The following is a 24,776-nucleotide window of genomic DNA, read 5'->3' on the forward strand; positions in this document are numbered from 1 at the left end:
TTTGATTTTCGATCGACCTTGACTACCATGGTGCCGTCCTCGCGCCACGCGAGCGTTCCATCACGAGGCAACCATGAGTCTTTCCCCGTTTCACCTGGCGATCCCGGTCTACGACCTGGCGGCCGCGCGCGATTTCTACGGCCGTGTATTCGGGCTGGCGGAGGGGCGTTCGAGCGCGCAGTGGGTCGACTTCGACTTCTACGGGCATCAGCTCGTGATCCACGCGCATCCGAAGACCGCATCGCAGGAAAGCGCGCATACGAACGCGGTCGACGGTCACGACGTGCCGGTGCCGCATTTCGGGATCGTGCTCGACTGGGCGAGCTGGGAAGCGCTGGCCGAGCGGCTGAGATCGTTCGGCGTGACCTTCGTGATCGAGCCGTATGTGCGCTTCCAGGGGCAGGTCGGCGAGCAGGCGACGATGTTCCTGTTCGATCCGTGCGGCAATGCACTCGAATTCAAGGCGTTCCGCGATATCGGCCAGTTGTTCGCGAAGTGACCGGCGGCGTTGTCGGCACCGATTGAAATTGGGTGCGAGAATGCGGCCTTCGGCTCGGCCGCGCACCTGCGCACCGGCCGGCGCCGCGCGCCGCACGGCATCCGTCCGTGCGCGCCGTTCTCCAGGGAATCCGTATGGACAGTCACATCGCTCCGGTGGAGCTGAAGAAAGCCTACCGTCTCCTCAACCACGGCCCGACCGTGCTCGTGTCGGCCCGCCACGACGGCGTCGACAACGTGATGGCCGCCGCGTGGGCGTGCGCGCTGGACTTCCTGCCGCCGAAGCTGACGGTCGTGCTCGACAAGTCCGCGAAGACGCGCGAGCTCGTCGAGCGCAGCGGCACGTTCGTGATCCAGGTGCCGACGGCCGCGCAACTGCAGCTCACGCACGCGGTCGGCAGCCACAGTCTCGCAGAGCGTCCGGACAAGCTGCGCGAGGCGGGCGTCACGCTGTTCGACGTCGAAGGTCACGACCTGCCGTTCGTCGCCGGCTGCTCGGGCTGGCTCGCGTGCAGGCTGGTTCCCGAGCCGCACAACCAGCAGACCTACGACCTGTTCATCGGCGAGGTGGTCGCGGCGTGGTCCGACACGCGCGTGTTCCGCGACGGTCACTGGTATTTCGAATCGGCCGATCCGGCACTGCGCAGCCTGCACTACATCGCGGGCGGCAATTTCTATGCGATCGGCGAATCGCTGCACGTCGATCCGGACGTGAAGTAAGCCGAACCCGGCATCACGCGCGGGCGGGCTGTCCCGATCGGGGCGCGCGGTTCACGCGCGCTTTTTCAATTCCGTCAGCATGGTTTCCGCGAACGCCTGCGCGACGCGCGGCAGCGTGCGGCCGCGCTTCGTGACGAGCGCGATCGGCCGCACGAACGCGGGATCGTCGATCGGCTTCGCCACCAGCTCGGGCTCCGCGCGCACCTCGCGCGCGGTCGCGGGCAGGATCGTCACGCCGAGCCCGCCGCGCACCATCGCGACGGCCGTCATCATGTAGGTCGGCTCGCACGCGATGTCGGGCGTGCAGCCGGCCGCGTCTAGCGCGGCATCGACGACGCTGCGCACGCTCGTGCCCTGCGCGGTGAGCACGAGCGGCACGGCCGCGACATCGGCGGTGCTCACGCGGCGCTTGCGCGCGAGCGGATGATCTTTCGGGCACACGGCGACGAGCCGGTCGGCGCCCGCATACAGCACCTCCAGCGACGCATCGAACGTGTCGCCGCCCGTCAGTCCGAGATCGGCCTCCTCGTTGCGCACGAGCGCGGTGACGAGGCTCGCGACGCCGTCGCGGATCTCGAAGCCCGCGCGCGGCACGTCGCGCCGGAACGACTGGATCAGCTCCGGCAGCACGCTGGACGCGAAGGTCGGCAGGCACGCGAGCCGCACCGTGCCGCTCGTGCCTTCGCCGAGCGCGCGCGCGTCGCGCAGCACGCGCTCCATGTCGTCGAGCGAACGCTGCAGCAGCGGCAGCAGCTCGCGCCCGGTCTGCGTGAGCGCGACGCTGCGGCTGTTGCGGTCGAACAGGCGCGCGCCGACGATTTCCTCGAGCCGGCGGATCTGCACGGTCAGCGCCGGCTGCGACAGGTGCAGCCGCGCGGCGGCGCGCGTGAAGTTGCCGGCGTGCGCGACGGTGACGAACGCGCGAATGTCGCGAAGATTCAGATCCATAACGGTTCGTGATTGCTGCGATCAAATCATTTCAATTGTGCTATCGCTGCGCCGACCTTACGCTCGTCTCCAACAAAAGACAAGGTAGGAGACACGGATGCTGCCGTTACTCGGGCTTGGCACGATCGTCGTGCTGCTGGCCGCGATTCTGTCGAAGCGGATGTCGCCGCTCGTCGCGCTGATCATCGTGCCGATCGCCGCATCGCTGATCGGCGGCTTCGGGCTGCACACCAGCAAGTTCGTCATCGACGGGCTGAAGGGCCTCGCGCCCGTGGTCGGCATGTTCGTGTTCGCGATCCTCTATTTCGGCACGATCACCGACGCCGGCACGCTCGACCCGATCATCGACCGCATCCTGCGCGCGGTCGGCACGCGGCCGACGCGCATCGTGATGGGCACGACGCTGCTCGCGCTGCTGATCCACCTCGACGGCTCGGGCGCCGTGTGTTTCCTCGTGACGATTCCGGCCGTGCTGCCGCTGTACGACCGGCTGAAGATGGACCGGCGCGTGCTGGCCGCCGCGGTGTCGATGGCCGCGGGCATCAACTTCCTGCCGTGGACGGGGCCGATGATCCGCGCGTCCGCTTCGCTGCATCTGCCGGTGTCGGCGCTGTTCAATCCGCTGATCCCGGTGCAGGCGATCGGGCTCGTGTTCGTGTTCGGCGTCGCGTACTGGCTCGGGCGGCGCGAGGAGAAGCGGCTCGGCCTGTCGCGCGACGATGCGTCGATTCCGTTGCCGACCCGCGAGCTGACGCCCGACGAGCAGGCGCTGCGCCGGCCGCACCTGTTCTGGTTCAACCTCGTGCTCACGCTCGTCGTGCTCGGCACGATGGTCGTGATGGGCGAGAAGATCCCGCCGGCGATCATGTTCATGGTCGGGCTGTGCATCGCGCTGATGGTGAACTACCCGGACGTCGACATGCAGAGGAAGCGCATCGACGCGCATGCGCGCGCGGCGCTGATGATGGCCGGCATCCTGCTCGCGGCCGGCGTGTTCACGGGGATCATGCAGGGCAGCGGGATGCTGAAGGCGATGGCGCAGGCGGCGGTCGGCTTCGTGCCGCCGTCGATGGCCGGCCACATCCCGGTCGCGCTCGGCCTCGCGTCGATGCCGCTCAGCATGCTGTTCGATCCCGATTCGTTCTACTTCGGCGTCCTGCCCGTGATCGCGGAGGTGGCCGGCCAGCTCGGCGTACCGGCCGTGCAGGTCGGGCAGGCCGCGCTGCTCGGCCAGATGACCACCGGTTTCCCGGTCAGCCCGCTGACGCCCGCGACCTTCCTCGTCGTCGGCCTGTGCGGCATCGAGCTGGCCGAGCACCAGAAGTTCACGTTTCCGCTGCTGTTCGGCGCGTCGATCGTGATGACGATCGCGTGCGTCGTGCTGGGCATCTTTTGATTTTCACCGGCGGCGCACCCGCCGGACGACGACGGTATGGACATGACAGCAAAGCAACCTGAACGGCGCGTGCGCATCGGCGCGGGCGCCGGCTACTCGGGCGACCGGATCGAGCCCGCGGTCGAGCTGGCCGAACACGGGCAGCTCGACTATCTCGTCTTCGAATGCCTGGCCGAGCGCACGATCGCGATCGCGCAGCAGGCGCGGCGCCAGGACCCGTCGCTCGGCTACGACCCGCTGCTGGACGCGCGGATGCGCGCCGTGCTGCCGGTTGCCGTGCCGAAGGGCGTGCGCATCGTGTCGAACATGGGTGCGGCGAATCCGCGGGCGGCCGCACGGCGCACCGCACGGATCGCGCAATCGCTCGGCGTCGCCGGGCTGAAGGTCGCGGCCGTCGAAGGCGACGACGTGCTCGACGTCGTACTGCGCGGCGCGTTTCGCTTCGAGGAATCGGGCGACGACGTCGCCGCGTATCGCGACCGCATCGTGTCCGCGAACGCGTATCTCGGCGCCGCGCCGATCGTCGATGCGCTCGCGGCCGGCGCGGACGTCGTGCTGACCGGGCGCGTCGCCGATCCGTCGCTGTTCGCCGCGCCGCTGATCCACGCGTTCGGCTGGCGGATGGACGACTGGGACACGCTCGGGGCCGCGACGGTCGTCGGCCACCTGCTCGAATGCGCGGGGCAGGTGACGGGCGGTTATTTCGCCGACCCCGGCTACAAGGACGTGCCGAACCTCGCGCGGCTCGGGTTTCCGATCGGCGAAGTCGCGGCGGACGGCTCGGTCGTGATCACCAAGGTGCCGCACGCGGGCGGCCGCGTGAGCGCGGCGACCTGCAAGGAACAGCTGCTCTACGAGATACACGATCCGGCGCGGTACCTGCAGCCCGACGTCGTCGCGGATTTCACGCACGTCGCCGTCGCCGAGGAGGCGGCGGACCGCGTGCGCGTGACGGGCGGGCGCGGCACGGCGCGGCCCGACACGCTCAAGGTGTCGGTGGCGTATGTCGACGGCTGGATCGGCGAAGGCCAGATCTCGTACGGCGGCCCGGGCGCGCTCGAACGCGCGCGTCTCGCGCTCGGGATCGTCCGCGAGCGGCTGGCATTGACCGGCGTCGCCGCGACCGAGCTGCGCTTCGACCTGATCGGCGTCGATGCGCTGTATGGCGACGCGACGCCGGCCGTGCGCGGCGAGCCGGCCGAGGTGCGTGTGCGGGTGGCCGGCCGCGCGGCGAGCGCCGACGAAGCGGCGCGGATCGGCAATGAAGTCGAGACGCTCTATACGAACGGGCCGGCCGGCGGCGGAGGCGCGTTCAAGTCGACGCGCGAGGTGATCGCCGTGCAGTCGGTGCTGCTGCCGCGCGCGGCCGTGACGCCGTCGTTTTCATTCGTGGAGGCATGATGCAACTGCGTGAACTCGCGCATGCGCGCACCGGCGACAAGGGCAATACGCTGAACGTGTCGGTGATTTGCCGCGATCCGCGCCATTACGATCATCTGCGCACGCATCTGGGTGCCGATGCGGTGAAGGCGTGGCTCGCGGGTATCGTGCACGGCGACGTCGTGCGGTACGAACTGCCGGCGCTCGGGGCATTCAATTTCGTGCTGCGCGATGCGCTCGGTGGCGGCGTCACGCGCTCGCTCGCGCTCGACGCGCACGGCAAGTCGGTCAGTTCGGCGCTGCTGGCGATCGAGGTGCCGGAGCCGGCGTGACGGGCGTGACGGACGGCGCTGCCCGGGCGGGCGAGCCCCGTCACGGAATCAGCAACTCGCGAAGCCCGTCCGCATGCTCGATACGTTCGCCGGCGATGTGCAGGCGCTGGTCCCTGCGATAGTCGTAAACCGCGCGCGACGCGGCGAGCTGGTCGAAATCGAGCTCGATCGCGTGGCGCGATTCGCCGTTGCCGGCCTCGAAGATCAGGTTGCCGAACGGATCGGCCGCAAGGCTGCCCCCCGCGAACACGACGTCGTGCGTGCTGCCGCCGACGCGGTTGGCGACCACCGTGAACACCTGGTTTTCCATCGCCCGTGCCGTTGCCGACGTGCGGTGGACCGGGCGGTACGGTTCCATGTTGCCGTCGGTGATGAGGATCAGCTCGGCACCGAGTTCGGCGAGCGCGCGGCCGGTTTCGGGGAATTCGTTGTCGTAGCAGATCAGCAGGCCGATCCGCACGCCGTGCCATTCGATCGTCGCGTAGCGGTCGCCGGGCAGCACGACGCCGTGCTCGCTCACCCACAGGTGCGTCTTGCGGTAGCGCAGCGCGATGCCGTCCGGCGTGACGAGCACGGTGGTGTTGTAGAAGCGGCCGCCGTCGTTCTCGATCAGCCCGACCACGACGGCAACGTCGCGCGCGCGTGCGGCCGCGACGACCGCGCCGACGCTCGGGCCGTCGAGCGGCTCGGCGCATTCGGCCAGGTTCGACGGATCGAGGAAGCCGGTGAGCTGCGCTTCCGGAAACATCACGATGTCGGTGCCCGGTGCGCAGGTCGCGATCGCTTCGAGCGTGCGCTGCAGGTTGTAGTGCGTGTCGCCGTCGCGACCGGCGAGCTGGACGATGTCGAGCTTCAGTTTCATGGGCGATTTCGGTGGGCGGGGCCGGCGCGGCCGGCTCCGCAACGTTGGACGTCGGAACGCCCGAGTATGCGCCGAACCGCCGGTTTTCCCATCCCGCCGGCGTGTTAACCCGTCAGGGGTATTGATCCCGCGTACTGTCGCCGGCCTGGGCTCAACTTTTTTTGCCGGTCTGACCAGTCGAACCTCAAGTTGCATCGCGTGCGGTCGTTAAGGACGGTTGAGTGCCCATTTGACCAACCGAAAACAACGCGGCAACCGGAGATCAACGTCATCATGCTGTCATCGATTCGCGCCCGGATTCTGGCGACCTGCGTCGCCATCGTGGTCACGGCCCTGGCCGTGACAGGCGGCCTTGTGTACTACGTCGTCAAGCAGCACAACGACACGACCATCGACCAGAACCTGCAGTCCGTCCTGACCGGCCACGCGCTCGCGCTCGACGAGTGGGTCGCGAGCCGCGCGCAGCAGACCCAGGCGCTCGCGGACACGCTGACGCCGGGCGAAGGCGATCCGCTGCCGGCGCTGACGCTGCTCGGCAAATCGGGCGGTTTCCAGGTGCTCACGCTCGGCCTGCCGGATCGCACCGCGTATTCGAACGTCCCGCTCGCGGCCGGCTACGATCCGACCGCGCGCCCGTGGTTCAGGCAGGCGGTCGACGCAGGCCGGCTCGTCGTCACGGCGTTGTACCGCGACGCGTCGACCGGCAAGCCCGCGTTCGCGTTCGCCGCCCCGATCGTTCGCGGCGGCACGCTCAAGGGCGTGCTCGCGGCGAGCCTTTACATGGAGCGCGCGAGCGCGATCGTGGCGTCGATGCATCCGACGCCGTCGAGTTTCGCGTTCCTGGTCGACAAGAGCGGGCGCCTGATCGCGGGCGCCAAGACCGATCTGATCATGAAGCCGGCCGCCGAGCTGTCGCCCGAACTGACGCCGGAGCGTCTCGCCGGCCTGCAGAAGGCGACCGAACCGGTGGCGATCGACGTGGACGGCGTGACCAAGCTGCTCCGCGCGCGCCCGATCGCCGGGACGGACTGGTCGCTCGTCATGGCGCTCGACCGGTCGGACGTGACGGCCGGCATGCGCGCCGTCGCGACGACGACGCTCATTGCGATCCTCGTCGTCGCCTGCGTCGCGGCGGCACTCGTCGGCGCGTTGACGAACGCGGCATTCAAGCGCGTGCTGCTCGTGCGCGACGCGCTGACCGACGTCGCGAGCGGGAGCGGGGACCTGACGAAGCGGCTGCCGGCCGACGGCGGCGACGAGGCCGCGCAGATCGCGCGGGCCTTCAACCTGTTCGCCGAAAAGATCAGCGCGATCCTGCTGCAGATACGCGGATTCAGCGAATCCGTGAGCGTGGCGAGCGCGGAGATCGCGCAGGGCAACCAGGACCTGTCGAGCCGTACCGAACACGCGGCATCGAGCCTGCAGGAGACCGCGGCGGCGCTCGAGGAGATCGCCGGCACGGCGCGCAACTCGGCCGACGCGGCCACGCAGGTGAGCCGGCTGGCGGAATCGGCGTCGGGCGTTGCCGTACGCGGCGGCGAGGTGGTGAGCGAGGTGGTCGCGACGATGGACGAGATCACGAAGGCATCGGCCGAGATCTCGAACATCATCGGCGTGATCGACGGCATCGCGTTCCAGACCAACATCCTCGCGCTGAACGCGGCCGTCGAGGCGGCGCGCGCGCACGAGCACGGGCGAGGCTTCGCGGTCGTCGCGGGCGAGGTGCGCACGCTCGCGCAACGCAGCGCGGTGGCCGCCAGGGAAATCAAGCAGTTGATCCAGTCGTCCGTCGAGAAGATCGAAGGCGGATCGGGGCTCGTGAAGACGGCCGGCACGACGATGGACGAGATCGTCGAGGGCGTGCGCGGCATCACGAGCGTGATCGCGGAAATGACGGTCGCGGCGAACGAGCAGAGCACCGGGATCGCGCAGGTGAACCAGGCCGTGTCGCAGCTCGATCACTCGACGCAGCAGAACGCTGCCCTCGTCGAGGAGTCGGCTGCGGCCGCCGCGCTGTTGCGCGAGCAGGCGGCTCAGCTCGCGCAGACGGTCGGCGAATTCAAGCTCGCGGGTTCGCACCGGGCCGCGACGGCATCGGCATGATCCGGCCGCGGCCGTCGAAGGCCGCCGCAAAGAGGCACGCAGGGCGGCGAAAACGGGCGCGACGCAGCGCGCTATCCGTCGGTCTGCGCCTTCAGGAACAGTGAAAACAGTTCCGATTGCGAATTGATCGCGAGCTTCCCGTAGATGTTGCGCCGATGCACCTTGACCGTTTCGGCGGAAATCGACAGTTTGTTCGCGACTTCCTTGTTCGAGCGGCCGCTGAGGATCAGCCGGATCACGTCGAGTTCGCGCGCGGTGAGGGGCGTGCCGAGCCGCGCCATCGCCTGCTCGAAGCCATCGTGCGCGCCGGCCCGGCGCGGCGGCGCCTGCTCCGCGGAGGCGGGCTCGAACGCGAGCCGCTGCCGCATCAGCGCGGCCACCCACGGCCGGATCAGGTCGAGCAGCGCAACCTGCCCGGGGCTGAAGCGCCGCTTGCTGCCGAGCGACAGGCACAGCGTGCGCGCATCGTCGAGCACGACGTTGAACTGCACCTCGTCCTCGACGACGTTGTGCGTGAAATAGAGCGTGTAGTACTCGGTATCGCGAAAGCATTCGGGCGCGACGTCCGACAGCCGGAACAGGCCGCTCCTCGGCGCGTCGCGGTTCGCGATGTAGAACGGGTCGAGCTGGTACAGGCCCTGCACGTAGTCGCGGAACAGCGGGTCGGGGCCGCCGCCTTCGTACGGGCATTCGGCGAACACCTGCGGGCGGCCGTCGCCGAAGGTCAGCACGACCCAGCTGTCGACCGCGACGTATTCCTCGATCAGCCGGATCAGCGCCAGCCAGAAGCCCGGCTGGTCGAGCGACTCGATGAGCCGCCCGACCGAACGATGCCACGCGACATCCTGCAAGGTGAGGTTCATGCGGTTTCCGGGTCGGCGGGACCGGTCGGCGCGCGTCGCGCCGTCGCACCGTGCGCATCGACCTGTCCGGGGATGAAGAACGAGATCGTAACGCCGGGCGACGCGAATGGCGAGGCCGCGCACGGTCGCCGTCTCCTGATAAGCTATCGCGATTCCGAGATGGAGAAGTCGATGACTCCCAGCGCCAATACAACTACAAACGCCCATTCCAATATCGATATGACGACGATGCCCCTGACGGGCCAGCCGCTCGACACACTGATGAACCGGCTCGAAGCCGATCTCGAGGAAAGCGATTCGAGCCGCGAGAGCGACCTTGCGGCACGACTGCGTGCGCAGCCGTTGCGTGCCGATTCGCTCGACGCGATCGCGCGCCTGCACACGCTGTGGATGCACGCCGGCGATCCGGCCGCCGCGCGCGCCGTGCTCGACGAGGACGGCACGGGCGTGCACGACGCGGCGCCGCCCGAGGCGCGGCCCGACATCCGCATGCAACTCGCGCTATACCGGCTGCAGGTCGCCCGGCACCTGGGCGAGAACGACGCCGTCACCGAGGCGATCGGCCAGATGCACGACGTCTTGCGCACGTCGCCGACGCTCGATGCCGATCGCTACGTCCGCGCACGCATTCTCGATACGCTCGAATTCGACCACGCGGAGCATGCGCTCGACGCGATCGAACTGCGGCATGCGCTGAACCGCGCGATTGCCGGCCGCGCCACGTTTCGCGCGTGGGACGAGGCGAACCGGCAATGCCTGCGCGCGTGGGCACTGCGGCGTCTCGACCGGGACGACGACGCGCGTGCGGCGGCCGAGGCCGCGGTGGCTGCGATGGCATCGGCAGCGGCGGACCAGGACATCGACGCCGACGACTGGCTGCGGATCGGCCGGGCGATGATCGAGATCGCGCCGTTGCAGTTCGACACCATTCGCCAGGCCGTCGAGTCGCGCATTGCCGACTGGGCGCTGCCGCCTCGCCGCGAGGCCGAGGTGAGGCTGGCGCGGCTCGCCGCGCGGGCGGCACACGCGCAAGGCGATCTCGCGGGCGCGCTGGCCCGTTGCGAGATGGCGCGCCACAGCCTCGAATCGGACGGCGGAGACGACTTCATCGAATACGAACTGCCGTGGCTGCTTGAGGCGGGCCGTTTCGACGAGGCAGGGCGCAGGGCGTTCTTCCACGTGTACCAGATCGAAAGCAGCATGCTCGACCGGGTCGGGCAGATCATCCATGCACGCCTGGCCGAGCCGACCGACACGTCGGTCTGGTGGCCGCTGTGCGCGATGCGCGCAGCGGGTTTCCAGCCGACGCTCGAGCGGCTCGTCGAACTCGGCGCGGAAGGGCCCGACGCGCTGGCCGCGCGTTCGCCGACCCATGGCGAGATCTTTGCCGCGTTCGGCTCGCTCGAAGGCGACGCGTTGCGCTACGCGATCGCCGACGCCGCGCGCGAGGTCGCACTGCGGCGCGCGCCCGGCCATCCGTGGATCGCGCGGCTCGCGGCCGTCTACGACGGCGAAACCGGCCGCATCGACGCGACGACCCAGGCCGCGCGCCTGCTCGCGGCCGCGCAGGAAGGCGAGATGTACGACAACCGCACCGGGTTCATGCTGACCGATGCGCGCATTCGGGCGCTGGGTGTCGCCGCCGCGATGAAGCTGCCGCCGCCGCCGCTGCGCAGCGGCTTGTGGAGCTACGGCTACGCGTGCTCGATCGAGGACAGGGCCGAGGAGGCGATCGACGCGCTGCCGGCCGCGGAACAGGCGCCGGTACGCGCCGATCTCGAGCGCCTGAAGATCGCCGCGTACGAGCAGGGCCGCGCCTGCATGGAGCGCTTCTTCGAGACGGGCAACGGCCATCCGTACGATGCGTGCGCGCACCTGTATTCGATGCTCTGCAACAACCTCGCGATCCTCTATCGCGGCGAGGAGCGCTACGACGAAGCGCTGGTCCTGCATCGCAACGGGATCGCGGCGAGTTCGTTTGCCGAGCATTACGACGGGGTGCGCTACGTGCTCGCGTGCCAGGAGAAGGATGAAGAGATGCTCGAAGCCGCCGAGCAGCTGTGGCACTACGCCGCCGAATACGGTTACAGCCGGCACGAGCCGAACTGGTACGTGCGCGACGTGGTGCGCGCGCTGTACCGCGTCGATCGCTGCAACGAATTGCCGATCTGGCTCGAGCGCCTCGTCGGCTGGCAGCGCGAGCACGACCAGCTCGACGGCAGGTTGCCCGACGAGGCACTGATTGCCCGCCTCGTGTTCGCGGCCCACATGTCGGAGTCGCATCCGGACCAGGCATCGGCGCTGTACGACGCCGCGCGTGCGCAGGCCGACGCGTCGCGCGATCTGAACGTGCTGCTCCGGGCCGCCGACGCGGCGTACGAACTGGGCCGCCAGCCGGACGCGAAATATTTCTACGAACGGGTGCTCGCCGGCAACCGGCACGCCGCCGAACCGCTCGACCTGAAGATGGACGTGATCGAGCGGCGGATCAGCGAGGCCGGTGCGCCGCCTGCGGCGGCGGGCCCGACGACGGCCGCGCCGGGCAAGCGCTGGTGGAAGTTCTGGCAATGACGGCCGTCGGTCGGCGGGCCGGCTATGCGCCGCGCAACGCGCTGAACGCCGATGCGCTGAAAGCGGCGATCGCCGCGCGCAGCACCGCGCGAGGCGATGCCGACGCGGTGCGCGCGTGGCTGCTCAACCATTTCTACCGGCACGTCGTCGCGAACTTCGAGCCGGCACGCACGATCGGGTCGCTCGACGACGCGCGGCAGGCGCTCGGTAACGCCGCGCCGCCGGCGTGGGTCGCGCGGCGCTTCGGTGCGGACGCGAAGACGATCGGCGAAGCCGACGCCGGCAGGCTGGCGCCCGTCGTCTGGGTCGACCCGGGCGATCCGCAGCTTCTCGCGCTCGAAACCACGCTCGTCGAGTTTCTCGAGTCGCGCAAGGGGACCGGGCTCGAGGGCAAGCTCGACCGCGTCAATTGCCCGCAGGCGCTCGCGATGTGGGAACGCGAGCATGCGGAGATGGCGGCCCGGATTGCGCGCGGCTGGCGCGAGAGCCAGCCCGATGCGCTGCGCACCTGGTGTGAAACCGCGAACGGCCGCTTCGTCGAATTCCTGCCCGACAGCGCGCTGCTGCGCGCCGAAATGGCGTTCGAGAGTTACGTGATGCGCCATTGCCTCGGCCAGTTCGCCGACCGGCAGGCGCTGACGGGCGGCTACGGCGGGCGCTACGCGGAAGCGATCGAGGCGCGCACGCTGCGGCTGCTGAGCTTCCGGGACGCGAGCGGCCAGCCGCACATCACGATCAGTGTCGCGATGCGCGCGGACGGCGGCCTCGACGTCGATCAGGTCAAGGGCAAGCAGAACCGGCCGCCGGTCGAGCGCTATGTCGACGACGTGCTGGCGTGCCTGAATACGCTGGGGACGACGGATAACACGCCGCCCGACTGCATCGCGCTCGGCGTGGTCCATACGGCGTCGGGGTGGTGCAGGATCGAGGACGTGACGGATGCCGCGTCGCAAGCACGGCTCGTCGCGCGCCATCCGCAATTGTTCGGGCGGCTCGCCGAGCCGACGCCGACCGTCGAGTGGCTGGTCGCCGCGCGGCAGCCCGAACTGCTGCAGGCGCGGCCGCCGCGCGCCGGCTTGGTGCGTTACGCGGTGCGCGCGACGCTGGCGCCCGCGGTGCCGTCCGCGCAACGGGACGACGCACGGCCCGCCTTTGCGACCGAGAACGTGCGCTGGCCCGGCTACGACGCGCCGCACGGCGCCAGTGCCGGCGAATGACGGGGCGAAGACTATGACATTCAAGCTGATCGTCGCGTTGTTCGTGCTGTGGCGTATCGTGCGCTACCTCCGCCGGCGCGGTGCGCGTCATTCGACCTTGTCCGCCCGCAAGCACTGGGCGCTGCTGCTCGCGCATCCGTACGTGGAGGCGACCGGGTTCTCGGGTTTCGACGATGCGGATACGAGCCACCTGAACGACACGTCGCGCAAGTTCCTGCGCGCGCAGATGCTGCATCAGATGGAGTTGCGCACCGACGCGACGGACGACGATGCGCGCGCGCACCTCGCACGCGTGCTCGAGACGCAATGGTTTCGGGCCGACCTGCATGCGCTGCAGCCGACCGACGACCCGCGTGCCGCACTCGCGTTCGCCTGTGCGCGGATGGCGTTCCTCGCGCGCGTGGCGATGCTGATGGGCTGGACCGAGCCGGACACCGCGTGGCGTGTGCTGTTGCTCAACGCGCAGCGCGCGCAGGATTGTTTCGGCAGCTGGACGGACTTCGGTAGCGCGTATATCGCGGGCCGCAAGCAGTGGGTGGCCGGGTTTCGCGCCGACCCGTTCGGCAAGGCGTTCGACGACGCCACGCTGCAGCGCTGGCTTGCACCGGGTGACGGTGTGTGGGGGCGGGCGGCATGGCCGGGGCTGGCGGCGTTCGATCCCGAACCGGTCGCGCAACCTCGGTGACGCGTCGATGCCGCCAGCCGTTCACTTCGCATACCGCTTTCCGTTCCTGCCGACGCCGACATGATTTCATCGGTTTATCCCCTGTTGCGACGTCTGGCGCTGTCCGTTGCGTGTGCGGCGCCGGCGACGGTGCTGCCCGCGACGGCGCAGGCGGTCGAGCCGGTCGCGGCCGACCGCCTGCTGCGCACGTTCCTCCACGACCACTACGGCAACTGGCGCGCGGACCGCAAGGGCTGGCAGTCGGACGCGGGCGATTTCATTCATTCGCCGTGCGGGTCGCTGCGCGTCGCGACCGCCGACGGCCCGCGGTATCTGCTCGCGGTGTGCGGCGAGACCGAGGCCGCCGTGCAGGACGGCATGCCGGGGATGGATTCGGACGGCACGACGGGCACCATCGACCTGTACGTGCTGAAGCCCGCGGCGGACGGCAAGACGCTCGAGCCGGTGGTGAAGAAGACGGATATTGCGTCCGGCAAGCGCGGCGAGCCGGGTACGGTGCGCATCGAGCGGTACGGCCCGCACCTGTTCGGCTTCACGATCGGCGACGGCGTCACGCTGCAGGGCTATACGATGGCGATGCGATCGATCTGGCTGCCGGTCGGCAACGCGATCGTCGAGGCGGCGCCGCGCATCGACGAAGCGCTCGACAACACGGGGTCGCTCGATTGCGGGAACGCGAAGTCGCATTGCGAGAGCCGCACGTTTTCGATCGTGCCCGACACGACCGGCACCGGCGACGTCTATCCGCTGACGGTCACGGAAACGGGCTCGCGCGGCGACAAGGCGATTCACGCGCGCTACACGGTGACGTTCGACGCGGCGCGCGGCCGCTACGTGGTGCCGAAGGCGTTGCGCGCAGGATACTGACCGTTCGCGCGAAGGAACGGGCGGCGCGGTGCCGCCCGCCTGTCACACGTACAGATACCGGACGAGGTGGAAGAACACCGGCGCGGCGAAGCAGATCGAGTCGACGCGATCGAGCATCCCGCCGTGGCCCGCGATCATCGAACCCCAGTCCTTGGTGCCGAGCGAGCGCTTGACCGCCGACAGCACGAGGCCGCCGACGAAGCCCGCGATCACGATCGCGAGCGAGATCCCGAACGCGGCGCCGAAACTGAACGGCGTCACGCGATATAGCGACGCGCCGCACAGCGTCGCGAGCAGCCCGCCGCCGACGAACCCCTCGATCGTCTTGGACGGCGACAGCTGCGGCGCGATCTTGCGGCGCCCGAACAGCTTGCCGACGACATACTGCAGCACGTCGCTGATCTGCACGACGAGCAGGAAGAAGAACAGCAGCAGCGCGTTCTGTCCCGTGTAGCGCGGAATGTCGAGGATCAGCACGGCCGGCGCGTGGCTCAGCCCGTACACGCACACCATCAGCGCCCAGTTGATCTTCGCGTTGCGGCTCAGGAATTCGCGCGTGTCCTGCGTGAGCGCCGACACGAGCGACATCGCGAAGAACAGGTGCACGGGCACGAAGATCGAGTACATCCCGTACCAGTTGATCCCGAGCAGCAGGTATTGCACGGGGATCGCGACGAAGAACGCGATGAACAGCGTCGTGTGGTCGCTCGCGGTCGTCGGCGTGAGCGTGATGAATTCGCGCAGCGTCAGGTAGGACAGCACCGCGAACACGAGATACGTGACGTTGTTGCCGAGGCTGATCGCGATGACCATGATCGCGATCATCGCCCACCACGCACGGATGCGCTGGTTCAGGTTGACGATGGTCGCGCTCGTGCCGCCGCTGCGCGCGCCGAGGATCGCGCCGATCACGGTGGCGATGACGAGCACGCCCGTGACGCCCGCGACCAGTTCCCAGAAGAGAGTTCGCATGGGGGATATCCGGAAAAGGGAAAGGAGGGGGCGGTGTTCAGCCGGCCGGCCGCTGCGGCGGCGCGAGCGCGACGACCGCGTCGCGCATGCGGGCGAGGAACGTCGGCTTGTCTTCCTGGGCACCGAGCGCATCGTTCGCGCCGAAGTGCACCTTGCAGATCAGCGGCACCGGCCAGATCGCACCCTTCGGCATGATCCGTTGCAGGTTCTCGAGATAGACGGGCGCGAGCGCGACGTCCGGAAACTCGGTCGCGAGGTGGAACAGCCCGCTCTTGAACGGTTGCGGCAGGATCTCGGCGCCGCGCGTGCCTTCCGGGAAGATGATGATCGAATGGCCCTGCCGGAGCGCGTCGCGCACGGGGTCGAGCGGATCGCCGCCGGATTCCCGGTGGCGATCGATCAGCACGACGTTCAGCAGCTTCTGCGCGATGTGGCGCTTCGCGTCGCTGCTGTCCCAGTAGTCGCGCGCGGCGACGGGCCGCACGACCGCGCGCACGTCGCGCGGCAGCGCGGCGAGGATCGCGAGCGTGTCGATGTGGCTCGTGTGGTTCGAGAAGTAGATCTTCTGCGTGGGGGACGGCGGCGCCTGATGCCAGACCGGATACGCGCCGGCGACGAGCCGCACGATGGACAGCAGGAAGTCGCGCTGCCAGACGTTGAGTATGTTCATCGGCGTCGCGCCTCCTGCCTGCCTGCATGGCCCGCGGCGCATGCGCGGCGGGCGGAACCCCGGAATGCCGGCGCGGCAGGATGCGCGCCTGACGGCCCTTGTTTAAATTTTTTCAAATTCGTGGCTGCCTGTCGCAGGTCCGCGATAATCGGACGATTCGCCGCCACACGCTGTTGCGTCGCGGCGAATGCGCCGGTCGGCGGCGTGATAATCGGCTGTTGCACGAGTGCCCGTTTGCAGTTCGAATGGATCGTGCTGCGCTCGGGCCAGCGGATTATCGCGAGTTTCCGTCAAAAACGCCAGATTGGCGCCGCGCTTGCGCGCCGGGCGCATGCTTGACGCATCGGGGCCGCTCGGCGACGATTAGGGCCGTCCATGGAAGGCCGTCCAGGGCCGTTTCGCCGCCCGGGGCATGGCGGCGGGAAAGGTGTCCGACTGTGCCGCGTGAATAGAACGAATACGAAACGATGAGCCTCTACGCACTCAAACCCAAATTCCAGAACCGCCTGCGCCCGTTCGCGAACTCGCTCGCCGAGCGCGGCGTCACGGCCAACCAGGTCACGCTGTTCGCGGCCGGCGGCTCGATCGTCGTCGGCGCGCTCGCCGGGCTCGGCGTGTTTGCCCGCGCGCTGTTCCTGCTGATCCCGCTGTGGCTGTTCGTGCGGATGGCGCTCAATGCGATCGACGGGATGCTCGCGCGCGAGCACAACCAGAAGAGCACGCTCGGCGCGTACCTGAACGAACTCGGCGACGTCGTGTCCGATGTCGCGCTGGTGCTGCCGTTTCTCGCGATTCCGGCGTTCGCTCCGGCAGACGTCTGGCTGTTCGCGCTGACGGCGGTGATCGTCGAATGCGCGGGGCTGATCGGCCCGCTGGTCGGCGCGAGCCGCCGCTACGACGGCCCGTTCGGCAAGAGCGACCGCGCGCTCGCCCTCGGCGCGTTCGCGCTGTGGATCGGGCTCGGGTTTCCGGTCGGCGGCGTCGCCGCATGGCTGTGGCGGCTGCTGATTGTGCTGTCGATCGTGACCGTGGTCCGGCGCGTGCAGGCCGGCATCGCGGAAAAGGGCGGTTGAAAGGGTAGTCAAGGCAGTCAAAGGCAGTGGCGGTACCGGGCGCCGGAGGGCGGCGCACCATGATTCGAATAACGAAACGAGAGAAAAACGCATGAGCGCACGCCTGGCCCGCGAGGCCGACTTCATCACGCACGACGGCGAAACGCTGTTCTATCGTCACTGGCCCGCAACGGGCCCGCGCTGCCGCGGCGCCATCGTGCTGCTGCATCGCGGCCACGAACATTCGGCGCGCGTCGCGCATCTCGTCGACGAGCTCGACCTGCCGGATTTCGCGTTCTTCGCGTGGGATGCGCGCGGCCACGGCCGCTCGCCCGGCGCACGCGGCTACAGCCCGAGCGCGGCCGCGTCGGTACGCGACCTGCAGACCTTCGTCGAACATATCCGCGACACGCACGGCATCGCGATCGAGGACATGGCCGTGGTCGGCCAGAGCGTCGGCGCGGTGCTCGCGGCCACCTGGGTGCACGACTACGCGCCGCCGATCCGCGCGCTCGTCGTCGCGTCGCCGGCGTTTCACATCAAGCTCTACGTGCCGTTCGCGCGGCCGGGCCTGCGGCTGATGCACAAGCTGCGCGGGCTGTTCTACGTGAACAGCTACGTGAAGCCGAAATTCCTCACGCACGATCCCGAGCGGATCGCGAGTTATGCGTCCGATCCGCTGATCACGCGGCCGATCGCGGTCAACATGCTGCTCGACCTGCACGACACCGCGCAGCGGATCGTCGCCGATGCGGCCGCGATCACCGTGCCGACGCAACTGCTGATCTCGGGCGCGGACTGGGTCGTGCATCGCGGCCCGCAGGACCGTTTCTTCGAACGCCTGGGCGCCGCGCGCAAGGAGCGCATCGTGCTGCCGGGCTTCTATCACGACACGCTCGGCGAACGCGATCGCGCGCAGGCGCTCGCGCCGCTGCGCGCATTCGTGCTGCGCGAATTCGATGCGCCGAGCCCGCGCGTGTCGCTCGCCGATGCCGACCGGCGCGGTGCGTTCCACGATGAATACGCGGCGCTCGGCCGGCCGCCCGCGAATGCGTTCGCGCGTGCGTACTGGGCGCTCACGCGAGCCGGCCTGAAGGCCGGCGGCGCGCTGTCGGACGGTATCGCGCTCGGGCTGCGGCTCGGTTTCGATTCGGGCTCGACGCTCGATTACGTGTATCGCAACCGCGCGCAGGGGCGGCTCGGCGTCGGTGCGCTGATCGACCGCACGTATCTCGATTCGCCGGGCTGGGTCGGCATCCGCCAGCGCAAGGTGCATCTGCAGGAGCTGATCGGCGCGGCGATCGGCCGCCTGCGCGGCCACGGCACGCCGGTGCGGATCGTCGACATCGCGGCCGGGCACGGGCGCTACGTGCTCGACGCGATCGCGTCGGCCGCCGAGCGTGACGGCGCGGCGCCCGACGACATCACGCTGCGCGACTACAGCCCGCCGAACGTCGAGGCCGGGCGCGTGCTGATCGCGCAGCGCGGCCTCGAGCCGATCGCGCGCTTCGAGCGCGGTGACGCGTTCGACGAGGCGTCGCTCGCGACGCTCGAGCCGCGTCCGACGCTCGCGATCGTGTCGGGCCTCTACGAACTGTTCGGCGAGAACGCGCTGATCGAGCGCTCGCTGCGCGGGCTCGCGCAGGCCGTGCCGCCGGGCGGTTATCTCGTCTATACGGGGCAGCCGTGGCATCCGCAGCTCGAATTCATCGCACGCGCACTGAACAATCACCGCGGCGAGGCGACCTGGGTGATGCGCCGCCGCTCGCAGGCCGAGATGGACGAACTCGTCGCGCGCGCGGGGTTCCGCAAGCTCGACCAGCGGATCGACGAAATGGGTATTTTCACGGTCAGCCTCGCGCAGCGGGTCGACGCGTCATGAGCGAATTCGGCGGCGACGCGCGCGGCCTGGCGGCGCAGACGTCGGCGGCCGGCGCACGCGACGCGTCGTTCGCGCTGCGTCTCGGCTGGCTCGCGGTGATGGGCGCCGTGTTCTTCTCGACCTACGGCTTCGCGAACTGGCTCGCCGCGCGCCGCGTGGCGGTGCCGACCTTCGCGTTCGGCTGGGAGCACGCGATCCCGTTCGTGCCGTGGACGATCGTGCCGTACTGGTCGATCGACCTGCTGTATGCGCTGTCGTTCTTCTTCTGGACGCGCCGCGCCGACCTGCTCGATCACGTGAAACGGCTGTTGACCGTGCAACTGGTATCGGTCGCGTGCTTCATCGCGTGGCCGCTGCGCTTCGGGTTCGAGCGGCCCGACGCGGGCGGCGTGGCCGGTGCGCTGTTCACGCTGCTGATGGGGTTCGACAAGCCGTTCAACCAGGCGCCGTCGCTGCACATCGGGCTGCTCGTCGTGCTGTGGGCCGTCTATGCGAAGCACGTGCGCGGCACGCTCGCGCGCGTCGTGCTCCACCTGTGGTTCGCGGCGATCGGCGTGTCGGTGCTGACGACCTACCAGCATCACGCGATCGACGTGCCGACCGGTGCGGCCGTCGGCTGTCTCGCGCTGTTCCTGTTCCCGCTGCGCGATGCCGCGGGCCGGCTGCCGGGCGCCGATGCGTCGCCGGGCGCGGCCGGCCGCGCGCTCGCGCGTCGTTATGCGCTCGGCGCGGCGGCGGTCGCGCTCGTGGCGCTCTGGTGCGTGCCGCGCGCGCCCGGCTGGGCGCTGGCGGCCGGGTGGGTCGCGCTGGCGCTCGCGTGTGTCGCGTGGATCTACCGGCGCGGCGCACCCGGCGCGTTCCAGAAGGATGCGCACGGGCGTTTCCCGGTCGTCATCCGCTGGCTGCTCGCGCCGACGATCGCCGGCGCATTCGTCAATTCGCGGCTGTGGACGTTCCGGCAGCCGGCGCCGGTGCGGATCGACGAACGCGTGTCGCTCGGCCGCACGCCGACCACATCCGACGTGCGCCGCCACGGTTTCACGGCACTGGTCGACCTGACGGCCGAAATGCCGCGCTGGGCGGCGGCCGATGCATCACTTGCCTATACGAGCGTGCCGCAGCTCGACCTCGTCGCGCCGACGGCCGCGCAACTTGCGCAGGCCGTCGCGGCGCTCGAACGCCTGCACGGGGAAGGGCGCGACGTGCTGGTCTGCTGCGCGCTCGGCTACGGGCGCAGCGTGCTGTGCGCGGCCGCGTGGCTGGCGGCGCGACGCGGGTTCGGCGATGCGCGCGACGCGCTGGCCGCGGTGCGTGCGGTGCGGCCGCATGCGGTGTGGTCGGACGACGGCGTGGCCGTGCTGCAGCACTGGATCGATCACCGCCGCGGCGCGGGAGGTGTGTGATGCGCGACCCGTCCGCGCCATTCAGGATTGCCGCCGCGCGCGGCGCGCTCGATGCGGGCGCGTGGGCGATCGCGGCCGCACTGGCCGCGGCCGGCGCGGGCTGGTGGATCGCATCGGGCTGGGCGCCGGCGACGGTCGCGCGCGTGCTGCTGGCCGTCGTCAGCACCGGGTCGGGGATCGCGGCGCTGTGGGTTGCGGTGCGGATCGAGATCGACCGCCGGCTGTTCGCCGCGCTTGCGCGCGCGGTGGCCGGCGACGCATCGGGCGACGACGCCCTCGCCGCGCTCGACCGCGCGCTTGCCGATCTCGGCTGGATCGACGCGTCGAAGGCCGGACGTGCGCTCGACGCACGCGTGCGCGGCGCGGTCGGGCTGTGCCGCGCAGGTGTGCTCGTCGCGATCGTGCAGTGGCTCGTGGTCGGGCTCGCGATTGCCGTTTCGCAGATCGGCTAGTCAGCGGCCGTGTGAGCTCGCCGCGCGTGGTCGACGCTGTCGTTCCGGCCGCCCGTGCATCGAGGAAGCCGTCTTCGAGTGCGCGTTACGCGTGAGCCGTCCGCTGCGACCGCGTGCGCTTCACCTCATACATCGCCTGGTCCGCATGCTCGATCAGCGCGGTCATGTCGGTGCCGTCGTCGGGCAGCAGCGCGATCCCGACGCTGACGCCGAGCCGCAGCGGGCGCCCCTCGAATTCGAACGGTTCGCTCACCTGGCGCGCGAGCCGCGTGCTTTGCGCATGCGCATCGTCGCGGTTGCCGATGTTCGGCAGGATCACCGCGAATTCGTCGCCGCCGATGCGCGCGACCGTATCTGAGCGCCGCACCGCGCCCTGCATCCGCGTGGCGATCTCGCGCAGCGCCGCGTCGCCCGCGCGGTGGCCGAACCCGTCATTGATCGGCTTCAGCCCGTCCATGTCGATGTTGAGGATGCCGAGCCGGCCGTTCGCGCGCAGCGTCGTGTGCATCGACTGCCGCAGGCGGTCGTAGAACAGCGCGCGGTTCGGCAGGCCCGTGAGCGCGTCGTGCGTCGCGCGCATGTAGAGTTCGTTCGCCTCGTTGCGCGCCGCGTAGAACATCGCGGCGGCGATCAGGTCGGCCGTCAGCCGCAGCGTGCCGGCATCGGCTGGCGAAAAGCCGTCGACTTCCGGCGACATCACCTTCAGCACGCCGACCGTCGTGTCGGCATGGGTGAGCGGCATCACGAGCATCGAGCGCAGGCCGACGCGCCGGCATGCGTCGCGATCGACGCGCGGGTCGGTTTCCGAATCGATGCAGTGCAGCAGCTCGCCTTGCTGCACGCACAGGCCGGACAGGCTGCCCGAGCGCCGCAGCCGCAGGCCGAGCATCCCGGCCGCGGTGCCCGACGCGGCGCGGTACACCATGTCGTCACCCTCGGCGAATTCGACCGCGGCGGCGCTCGCACCGGTGAGCTGCGGCACCTGCTCGGCCACATAGGCCATCACGCTGCCGAGGTCGAGGCCGAGCTTCGCGATCTCGGTCTGGGCGGCAATGATGCGCAGCAGGGTATCGGGGGACGGAGTGGCGGTGTCGGCGATTTGATTCAAGTCAGTTTTCCGTGAAAGAAAGCACGTCCGGCGGCACGGGATTGCGGTAGCATACGCGCCGCTTCGCGGCGGCGCGTTCCGGGGCGGTCTGCAACGAACCGCCGCCGGCCGGCCGAACCGCGCCGGCAGTATGCCGTTCGGCCCGTCGGGCGACAACGGCGCAATTCTTACCATTCATCCCTCTCGCGCAGCATTTTCGACTGGATTGAGGTTTTTTTCGCTTCATCGTCGCGAATCGGGGTGAGTTTTGTCCTATTTTTGAGATAGTGTGACGAATGGGCGCGTGCCGGTGCCAGGCGCGCGCGCAGCACGATGACAGGCGATTAAAGAAATCGCCGCATCGTTTCGATAAATGAATCAGGCCAGTTGGATAGATATGAGGGGAAGCAGTGGGATTGTTCACTCACGGGCATAGCTGCTTTGCGCGCATCGGTTCCGATGCAACGAATGACCTGACGATCCTGACGAAACGGAGCGGCGCATGAAGCCGGCCGTGTCGCTGTTCGTCCTGTCGGCCGCCATGGTCGGCGCGTTTCACGCCGCCGCGCTGTCGGCCGCACCGATGCCGGCCGTGCCGGCCGCCGCCGCGGCCTCGGGCGCGATGCCGGTGCCGGTGCTCGCGGCCGCGCCCGCGGCGGCCAGTGCGCCGTCCGCCGGCTTGCCGGCGACGACGGTGCACCTGCCGTTCGCGTCGCTCGGTGCGTTCGATCCGCTGCGCCTGCGCGGCGCCGACGACGCGCGCACGATCAACGCAGGCGTGCGGCTCGACCGCGTGGTCACCGGCGCGCGGCTGCGCCTGACCTACGCCTATTCACCGTCGCTGGTGTTCCCGATGTCGCACCTGAAGGTGTCGGTGAACGGCGAGGTGATCGCGACCGTTCCGTTCGACGCCGCGCAGGCGGGCCGGACGGTCACGCAGGAAATCCCGATCGATCCGCGCTATTTCTCGGATTTCAACCAGATCGGCCTGCGCCTGATCGCGCACTACACGCTCGACCATTGCGAGGATCCGTCGAACTCGGCGCTGTGGGCCGACGTGAGCCCGAAGAGCGAGCTGATCCTCGACGAGTCGCCGGTGCGCCTGCCGAACGATCTCGCGCTGCTGCCCGCGCCGTTCTTCGACCGGCGCGACAACGGCCGCGTGCGGTTGCCGTTCGTGCTGCCGGCGTCGCCGGATTCGGCGACGCTGCGCAGCGCGGGCGTGCTCGCGTCGTGGTTCGGCGCGCTGGCCGATTACCGGCATGCGCGGTTCCCGGTGTCGTCCGGGCTGCCGACGGACGACCAGGCGGTGGTGATCGGCACGGCCGCGACGCTGCCGGCCGGCCTCGCGCTGCCGTCGATCAACGGCCCGCTGCTCGCGGTGGCGGACAACCCGGCCGCGCCGGGGCGCAAGCTGCTCGTCGTCACGGGCCGCACGGCGGCCGAGGTCGACGATGCGGTCGCGACGCTCGTGCTGGGCCGCGCGGCGCTGTCGGGGCCGGCGGCGACGGTCGCGCACGTCGATCCCGGCGCGCCGCGCAAGCCGTACGACGCGCCGCGCTGGCTACCCGTGAACCGGCCGATCGCGTTCCGCGAGCTCGTATCCGATACGCGCCAGCTGGAAGTGCGCGGCACGACGCCCGACGCAATCCGCCTGAACCTGCGCGTGCCGGCCGATCTGCATTCGTGGAACGGCGCGGGCGTGCCGATCACGCTGCGCTACCGCTACACGGCGCCGACCGTGCAGGACAACTCGACGCTCGCCGTCGAGATCAACGAGCAACTCGTGAAGTCGTACCGGCTCGGGCCGGCCCAAGCCGAGGACGCGCACGGCCGCATGCAGCTGCCGCTGCTGTCGGTGCCCGAAGGGCGCGTGACGAGCGACGTCGACATCCCGGCGTTCCGGGTCGGCAGCGGCAACCAGCTGCAGTTCCGCTTCACGCTCGACTCGCAGAAGACGGGCCTGTGCTCGAGCACGGCGACCGAGCCGCAGCGCGCGGCGATCGATCCCGATTCGACGATCGACTTCTCGCACTTCGTCCATTACGCGCAATTGCCGAACCTCGCGTTCTTCGCGAACAGCGGCTTCCCGTTCACGCGCTTCGCCGACCTGTCGCAGACGGCCGTCGTGATGCCCGACCGGCCGTCGCCGCAGGAGCTCGAGGCCTACCTGACGATGCTCGGCCACATGGGCGAATGGACCGGGTTTCCGGCCCTGCGCGTGCAGGTCGCGCGGCCCGGCGACGTCGCCGCGCTGTCGGGCAGCAAGGACCTGCTCGTGATCGACGGCTCGCCCGCGTCGCCGCTGCTCGCGCACTGGCGCTCGGCGCTGCCGCTCGTGATCGGCGAGCAGGGCAGCGCGGGCGGCGAAGGCACCGCGCGCATCGCGTTCTCGGTGAAGGAGCGCTGGCGCAACGGCGTCGGCCTGGCCGAAGGCGGCGCGCACATCGAGCAGACGGGTTCGCTCGCGGCGCTTGCCGGGTTCGAGCTGCCGGGCAGCCGGGGGCGCAGCGTGGTCGCGCTGACGGCGACCGACCAGCCGCGCCTCGGCGATCTGCTCGACGTGTTCGAGAACGCCGGGCTCGTGTCGCAGCTGCAGGGCGACCTCGCGCTGGTGCGGCCGGGGCAGGTCGACAGCCTGCGCGTCGGCGAGCCTTACGTGGTCGGTTTCGTGCCGTGGTATGCGCGCGTGTGGACGGAAGCGGCGCGGCATCCGGTCGTGCTCGGCGCGGTCGGCGTGGTCGCGGGGCTGCTGCTCGCGCTCGGCGTGTTCAGCGTGCTGCAGAGAATCGCCGCGCGTCGACGGGGGATGTAAC

Annotated in this window: 22 protein-coding genes; 15 read left to right on the plus strand and 7 right to left on the minus strand. The window is 69.7% G+C overall.

Annotated elements, in window-relative coordinates; all coding sequences use genetic code 11:
- Positions 1-73: 73 nt before the first annotated feature.
- On the plus strand, positions 74-499 hold the full coding sequence (locus ABIC51_RS28840; protein ID WP_059695678.1) for a VOC family protein: 426 nt from the start codon (positions 74-76) through the stop codon (positions 497-499).
- Positions 500-633: 134 nt separating this feature from the next.
- On the plus strand, positions 634-1,218 hold the full coding sequence (locus ABIC51_RS28845) for a flavin reductase family protein (protein WP_027787800.1): 585 nt from the start codon (positions 634-636) through the stop codon (positions 1,216-1,218).
- A 51-nt stretch (positions 1,219-1,269) separates the two neighbouring features.
- Here the strand turns inward: ABIC51_RS28845 and ABIC51_RS28850 are convergent, their stop codons facing one another.
- On the minus strand, positions 1,270-2,166 hold the full coding sequence (locus tag ABIC51_RS28850) for a LysR family transcriptional regulator (RefSeq protein ID WP_027787799.1): 897 nt from the start codon (positions 2,164-2,166) through the stop codon (positions 1,270-1,272).
- Positions 2,167-2,263: 97 nt separating this feature from the next.
- Between ABIC51_RS28850 and ABIC51_RS28855 the strand changes: the two genes are divergently transcribed.
- Genes ABIC51_RS28855 through ABIC51_RS28865 form a run of 3 tightly spaced genes read left to right on the plus strand, consistent with a single transcriptional unit; the run spans position 2,264 to position 5,274 of the window.
- Positions 2,264-3,562, plus strand: a complete 1,299-nt coding sequence (locus tag ABIC51_RS28855) for a CitMHS family transporter (protein WP_175854076.1) — start codon at positions 2,264-2,266, stop codon at positions 3,560-3,562.
- Between the two features lie 42 nt (positions 3,563-3,604).
- The gene (locus tag ABIC51_RS28860; RefSeq protein WP_175854146.1) at positions 3,605-4,963 is read left to right on the plus strand and encodes an acyclic terpene utilization AtuA family protein; all 1,359 of its coding nucleotides are present in this window, start codon (positions 3,605-3,607) and stop codon (positions 4,961-4,963) included.
- Entirely contained in the window at positions 4,963-5,274 is a 312-nt protein-coding gene (locus tag ABIC51_RS28865; protein WP_027787796.1) for an AtuA-related protein, read from the plus strand. Before ABIC51_RS28860 ends, ABIC51_RS28865 begins: the two co-directional genes overlap by 1 nt.
- A 40-nt stretch (positions 5,275-5,314) precedes the next feature.
- On the opposite strand, the gene ABIC51_RS28870 is transcribed toward ABIC51_RS28865, so the two are convergent.
- Complete coding sequence (locus ABIC51_RS28870; protein ID WP_175854074.1) at positions 5,315-6,136, minus strand: carbon-nitrogen hydrolase family protein; 822 nt, start codon at positions 6,134-6,136, stop codon at positions 5,315-5,317.
- 273 nt (positions 6,137-6,409) lie between these two features.
- Between ABIC51_RS28870 and ABIC51_RS28875 the strand changes: the two genes are divergently transcribed.
- The gene (locus ABIC51_RS28875; protein WP_060086646.1) at positions 6,410-8,239 is read left to right on the plus strand and encodes a methyl-accepting chemotaxis protein; all 1,830 of its coding nucleotides are present in this window, start codon (positions 6,410-6,412) and stop codon (positions 8,237-8,239) included.
- A 71-nt stretch (positions 8,240-8,310) separates the two neighbouring features.
- Here the strand turns inward: ABIC51_RS28875 and ABIC51_RS28880 are convergent, their stop codons facing one another.
- Positions 8,311-9,102, minus strand: coding sequence for a response regulator transcription factor (locus ABIC51_RS28880; protein ID WP_027787793.1), 792 nt, complete (start codon positions 9,100-9,102; stop codon positions 8,311-8,313).
- A gap of 219 nt (positions 9,103-9,321) precedes the next feature.
- Here ABIC51_RS28880 and ABIC51_RS28885 point away from each other — a divergent pair, with 219 nt between their 5' ends.
- The 4 genes from ABIC51_RS28885 to ABIC51_RS28900 are packed head-to-tail and all read left to right on the plus strand — an operon-like array spanning position 9,322 to position 14,442.
- Positions 9,322-11,673, plus strand: a complete 2,352-nt coding sequence (locus tag ABIC51_RS28885; protein ID WP_175854072.1) for a hypothetical protein — start codon at positions 9,322-9,324, stop codon at positions 11,671-11,673.
- The gene (locus ABIC51_RS28890; RefSeq protein ID WP_354006727.1) at positions 11,670-12,890 is read left to right on the plus strand and encodes a hypothetical protein; all 1,221 of its coding nucleotides are present in this window, start codon (positions 11,670-11,672) and stop codon (positions 12,888-12,890) included. The genes ABIC51_RS28885 and ABIC51_RS28890 overlap by 4 nt, the downstream gene beginning before the upstream one ends.
- Before the next feature lie 13 nt (positions 12,891-12,903).
- On the plus strand, positions 12,904-13,575 hold the full coding sequence (locus ABIC51_RS28895) for a DUF1266 domain-containing protein (protein WP_059695754.1): 672 nt from the start codon (positions 12,904-12,906) through the stop codon (positions 13,573-13,575).
- Positions 13,576-13,635: 60 nt separating this feature from the next.
- Positions 13,636-14,442 carry a topoisomerase IV gene (locus ABIC51_RS28900; RefSeq protein WP_226128678.1) on the plus strand — a complete coding sequence of 269 codons (807 nt, stop codon included), beginning with the start codon at positions 13,636-13,638 and terminating at the stop codon, positions 14,440-14,442.
- A gap of 42 nt (positions 14,443-14,484) precedes the next feature.
- Here ABIC51_RS28900 and ABIC51_RS28905 read toward each other — a convergent pair whose 3' ends face one another.
- From ABIC51_RS28905 to ABIC51_RS28915, 3 genes are all read right to left on the minus strand, one after another.
- Positions 14,485-15,414, minus strand: coding sequence for a phosphatidate cytidylyltransferase (locus ABIC51_RS28905; protein ID WP_059695701.1), 930 nt, complete (start codon positions 15,412-15,414; stop codon positions 14,485-14,487).
- 37 nt (positions 15,415-15,451) lie between these two features.
- On the minus strand, positions 15,452-16,084 hold the full coding sequence (locus ABIC51_RS28910; RefSeq protein ID WP_059682194.1) for a lysophospholipid acyltransferase family protein: 633 nt from the start codon (positions 16,082-16,084) through the stop codon (positions 15,452-15,454).
- A gap of 102 nt (positions 16,085-16,186) precedes the next feature.
- Positions 16,187-16,417 (minus strand): hypothetical protein, encoded by a 231-nt coding sequence (locus tag ABIC51_RS28915; RefSeq protein WP_155253126.1) that lies wholly within the window; start codon positions 16,415-16,417, stop codon positions 16,187-16,189.
- Positions 16,418-16,551: 134 nt separating this feature from the next.
- Here ABIC51_RS28915 and ABIC51_RS28920 point away from each other — a divergent pair, with 134 nt between their 5' ends.
- From ABIC51_RS28920 to ABIC51_RS28935, 4 genes are all read left to right on the plus strand, one after another.
- Entirely contained in the window at positions 16,552-17,157 is a 606-nt protein-coding gene (locus tag ABIC51_RS28920; RefSeq protein ID WP_175854070.1) for a CDP-alcohol phosphatidyltransferase family protein, read from the plus strand.
- 91 nt (positions 17,158-17,248) lie between these two features.
- Entirely contained in the window at positions 17,249-19,018 is a 1,770-nt protein-coding gene (locus ABIC51_RS28925; RefSeq protein WP_059682197.1) for a bifunctional alpha/beta hydrolase/class I SAM-dependent methyltransferase, read from the plus strand.
- A complete protein-coding gene (locus ABIC51_RS28930; protein WP_175854068.1) occupies positions 19,015-20,421 on the plus strand; it encodes a phosphatase PAP2/dual specificity phosphatase family protein in 1,407 nt (468 codons plus the stop codon). The genes ABIC51_RS28925 and ABIC51_RS28930 overlap by 4 nt, the downstream gene beginning before the upstream one ends.
- The gene (locus ABIC51_RS28935; protein WP_175854066.1) at positions 20,421-20,873 is read left to right on the plus strand and encodes a hypothetical protein; all 453 of its coding nucleotides are present in this window, start codon (positions 20,421-20,423) and stop codon (positions 20,871-20,873) included. Before ABIC51_RS28930 ends, ABIC51_RS28935 begins: the two co-directional genes overlap by 1 nt.
- 85 nt (positions 20,874-20,958) lie before the next feature.
- Here the strand turns inward: ABIC51_RS28935 and ABIC51_RS28940 are convergent, their stop codons facing one another.
- Positions 20,959-21,981, minus strand: coding sequence for a sensor domain-containing diguanylate cyclase (locus tag ABIC51_RS28940; protein ID WP_244101948.1), 1,023 nt, complete (start codon positions 21,979-21,981; stop codon positions 20,959-20,961).
- Positions 21,982-22,462: 481 nt separating this feature from the next.
- Between ABIC51_RS28940 and bcsB the strand changes: the two genes are divergently transcribed.
- A complete protein-coding gene (bcsB, locus tag ABIC51_RS28945; RefSeq protein ID WP_175854065.1) occupies positions 22,463-24,775 on the plus strand; it encodes a cellulose biosynthesis cyclic di-GMP-binding regulatory protein BcsB in 2,313 nt (770 codons plus the stop codon).
- The last annotated feature ends 1 nt before the right edge of the window (position 24,776 follow it).

The sequence above is a fragment of the Burkholderia sp. 572 genome (genome assembly GCF_040545135.1).
Taxonomy (GTDB): Bacteria; Pseudomonadota; Gammaproteobacteria; order Burkholderiales; family Burkholderiaceae; genus Burkholderia; species Burkholderia cepacia.

What these genes read in the sequence shown, in the direction of transcription:
- ABIC51_RS28840 (WP_059695678.1), top strand. Translation starts at nt 74, where the DNA reads ATGAGTCTTTCCCCGTTTCACCTGGCGATCCCGGTCTACGACCTGGCG.
- ABIC51_RS28845 (WP_027787800.1), top strand. Translation starts at nt 634, where the DNA reads ATGGACAGTCACATCGCTCCGGTGGAGCTGAAGAAAGCCTACCGTCTC.
- ABIC51_RS28850 (WP_027787799.1), bottom strand. Translation starts at nt 2,166, where the DNA reads ATGGATCTGAATCTTCGCGACATTCGCGCGTTCGTCACCGTCGCGCAC.
- ABIC51_RS28855 (WP_175854076.1), top strand. Translation starts at nt 2,264, where the DNA reads ATGCTGCCGTTACTCGGGCTTGGCACGATCGTCGTGCTGCTGGCCGCG.
- ABIC51_RS28860 (WP_175854146.1), top strand. Translation starts at nt 3,605, where the DNA reads ATGACAGCAAAGCAACCTGAACGGCGCGTGCGCATCGGCGCGGGCGCC.
- ABIC51_RS28865 (WP_027787796.1), top strand. Translation starts at nt 4,963, where the DNA reads ATGCAACTGCGTGAACTCGCGCATGCGCGCACCGGCGACAAGGGCAAT.
- ABIC51_RS28870 (WP_175854074.1), bottom strand. Translation starts at nt 6,136, where the DNA reads ATGAAACTGAAGCTCGACATCGTCCAGCTCGCCGGTCGCGACGGCGAC.
- ABIC51_RS28875 (WP_060086646.1), top strand. Translation starts at nt 6,410, where the DNA reads ATGCTGTCATCGATTCGCGCCCGGATTCTGGCGACCTGCGTCGCCATC.
- ABIC51_RS28880 (WP_027787793.1), bottom strand. Translation starts at nt 9,102, where the DNA reads ATGAACCTCACCTTGCAGGATGTCGCGTGGCATCGTTCGGTCGGGCGG.
- ABIC51_RS28885 (WP_175854072.1), top strand. Translation starts at nt 9,322, where the DNA reads ATGACGACGATGCCCCTGACGGGCCAGCCGCTCGACACACTGATGAAC.
- ABIC51_RS28890 (WP_354006727.1), top strand. Translation starts at nt 11,670, where the DNA reads ATGACGGCCGTCGGTCGGCGGGCCGGCTATGCGCCGCGCAACGCGCTG.
- ABIC51_RS28895 (WP_059695754.1), top strand. Translation starts at nt 12,904, where the DNA reads ATGACATTCAAGCTGATCGTCGCGTTGTTCGTGCTGTGGCGTATCGTG.
- ABIC51_RS28900 (WP_226128678.1), top strand. Translation starts at nt 13,636, where the DNA reads ATGATTTCATCGGTTTATCCCCTGTTGCGACGTCTGGCGCTGTCCGTT.
- ABIC51_RS28905 (WP_059695701.1), bottom strand. Translation starts at nt 15,414, where the DNA reads ATGCGAACTCTCTTCTGGGAACTGGTCGCGGGCGTCACGGGCGTGCTC.
- ABIC51_RS28910 (WP_059682194.1), bottom strand. Translation starts at nt 16,084, where the DNA reads ATGAACATACTCAACGTCTGGCAGCGCGACTTCCTGCTGTCCATCGTG.
- ABIC51_RS28915 (WP_155253126.1), bottom strand. Translation starts at nt 16,417, where the DNA reads ATGCGCCCGGCGCGCAAGCGCGGCGCCAATCTGGCGTTTTTGACGGAA.
- ABIC51_RS28920 (WP_175854070.1), top strand. Translation starts at nt 16,552, where the DNA reads ATGAGCCTCTACGCACTCAAACCCAAATTCCAGAACCGCCTGCGCCCG.
- ABIC51_RS28925 (WP_059682197.1), top strand. Translation starts at nt 17,249, where the DNA reads ATGAGCGCACGCCTGGCCCGCGAGGCCGACTTCATCACGCACGACGGC.
- ABIC51_RS28930 (WP_175854068.1), top strand. Translation starts at nt 19,015, where the DNA reads ATGAGCGAATTCGGCGGCGACGCGCGCGGCCTGGCGGCGCAGACGTCG.
- ABIC51_RS28935 (WP_175854066.1), top strand. Translation starts at nt 20,421, where the DNA reads ATGCGCGACCCGTCCGCGCCATTCAGGATTGCCGCCGCGCGCGGCGCG.
- bcsB (WP_175854065.1), top strand. Translation starts at nt 22,463, where the DNA reads ATGAAGCCGGCCGTGTCGCTGTTCGTCCTGTCGGCCGCCATGGTCGGC.